The sequence below is a fragment of the Psychrobacter sp. SCQQ22 genome, from assembly GCF_015864605.1.
Classification (GTDB): domain Bacteria; phylum Pseudomonadota; class Gammaproteobacteria; order Pseudomonadales; family Moraxellaceae; genus Psychrobacter; species Psychrobacter fozii.
The window spans coordinates 1-2089 of the sequence record NZ_JADYWZ010000017.1; the positions used below are offsets into that span (position 1 = coordinate 1).

General features: G+C 33.7%; 2 protein-coding genes. Both read right to left on the reverse strand.

The genetic code is table 11. The annotated features are described in order from the left end of the window. A partial coding sequence (locus I6E84_RS14015) for a BLUF domain-containing protein (RefSeq protein WP_197218628.1) occupies positions 1-611 on the reverse strand: 611 nt, incomplete at its 3' end. 180 nt (positions 612-791) lie between these two features. Continuing rightward, a complete protein-coding gene (locus I6E84_RS14020) occupies positions 792-1151 on the reverse strand; it encodes a hypothetical protein (RefSeq protein ID WP_110924447.1) in 360 nt (119 codons plus the stop codon). Positions 1152-2089 lie beyond the last annotated feature (938 nt).

Consider the following 2089-nt stretch of genomic DNA (forward strand, 5'->3'; position numbering starts at 1 on the left):
AACTCTCTGACAATTTGTGTGACTTGCTGAGGTGTGCCAAATTCGCCACTATCTGCCAAAAAGTTAAATGGATACGGTTTTTTGGTCAACTTGATACATAGATTCATAATCATTTGAGGATTACTTTCATTATTCAGATCAGGCCATGCCAATAATCGCAAGTTCTTGTCTTGATAGTATTCGTCAGGAACTGTGTCAGATTTTTCTATATCAATGAAAGGCTTAATACGTTTTTTTTGATAGTCATCAAAATTATTTAAGGTAGGGCTATTTTTTTCAACAAAAGCATCAAAAAGAGGGCCTTGATCAACAAAGTCAAAAACGCTAACGCCCCAATTGGGAAAACTCCGCTGAGCAACACGCACGTTCAGAAAAACCCAAATATCTTCGTGTCTAGGATCGGCAGCTATCTTAGCCATGAGTTTGTCTACTTCAAGATGCGGCCCTTCTAATACTTGGAAATACTGACCTTCACGATAAGAGATGATCCCAGTGATTTGCGACTTTGGGTTATGTTCACGAGAGGCACTAATAATCTCTGATAACCCCGTAGGCATACGAACACTATGATCACGAACTGGCGCTTTACTGACGTATGCAATACATTTCATTTTGCCACCATTTAATAAGACATCCAGTTTAGTGAAATCATTGTTGTATACAGAGATCACATTCGTTATGTAAGACGATTACATAACGAATATAATCTTGTTGCTGATGCTTTTAAATAAAGTAAAAGCAACAAGAGTGTTTTGATAAACTATTCGTTGGCTTAAATATTGCCAACCAAATTATATTTCTATATTTTTATCTACTGTTTGCACTTTACGACGTGCTAATGCAAGGTTGGCTTTTGATTTATCAAGCACCAAGTAAATGAACAGATCTTCGTGATTATGAGTAGGACGAAGGATATGTATCTGAGATTCCAACGTAATTAGCATATCCTCGATTTCACCTTTGATATCAAGTGACTTCATTGTAGCGACTTTCGCTTTGACCACTTGTGAGTTACCTGCCGCAGCAAGTTCTAGATCAACACCGCCACCAGTCATACCCAGTACCATGCCTGACATATAGTCAACAATACAGGCACCCATAGCGCCATCAAGGCTCATTAATTCTTGTAAAGACTCATTGATATTTGACATTCTTATTCCTATCTACTTGGTTGTGGTTCAATAAAGTAATGCTAATTTGTGAGATGTTCATAATAATAGAACATCAATAACCAAGTGTGTTTCTTAGTACAGATAATGTACTGTATTTATTAAGAAAACTAATATCACTTGGTAGATTCCATTATACTCTATATATTAGAAAATAAATCACAGTCAGTTAACCGTTCATAACCAAATAACTGCCATTGGGTAAGAAAAACAAAAAACCCAAAGGTTTTATAACTTTTAATTTAAAATAATCCTTATTTACGTTTCGATTCACTGGATTATTTCATTCAAAAAATCAAAAAAACACAGTCAATAATTGAATAAAATCCTTAGACAAATAATAGCTTATCTTTTTAATTATTATTGATAGAAACTAATGAACCCTTGTTACAAGGGCTCTAATATAGATAGCATTTCAAATCTAAAAGATAATCAATATCACTATTTAAAAAATCATTCATAATAAAAAAATTTTATTATCTATCGTATTTTATGTTTTCAATAAAAGTGTGTTTTATTTGATTATTATGCTCCTTTACCTCCCTTTCAATCGAACTACTTAATTAATTCACTTTATCGAATATATTTTTAATATCTTTTTTCAAGTATATTATTTATGACTTATGTTTATTCTCTGATGTTCAATTTAAACATCTAGAGCTATAAAAAAAGCGCCACCCAACTAATTGTTGAGTGGCGCTTTCTATTTTGATCTTAGAATTCGATAAATACCAGAGTAGCTATAATAGCTATACGACCGCATTTGTCTTCACAGACAAATCACCCTACTCTCTAATAGCAGAGATTTCTCCAATCAGCTTCTTAGTCTTATATCGTGCTTCGGCTAGTGCCATCTTATTGTGGGCAACCACCGTCAACACACAAGGCTTACCAATGTAGTCTGTTTTGACGAATAGTAT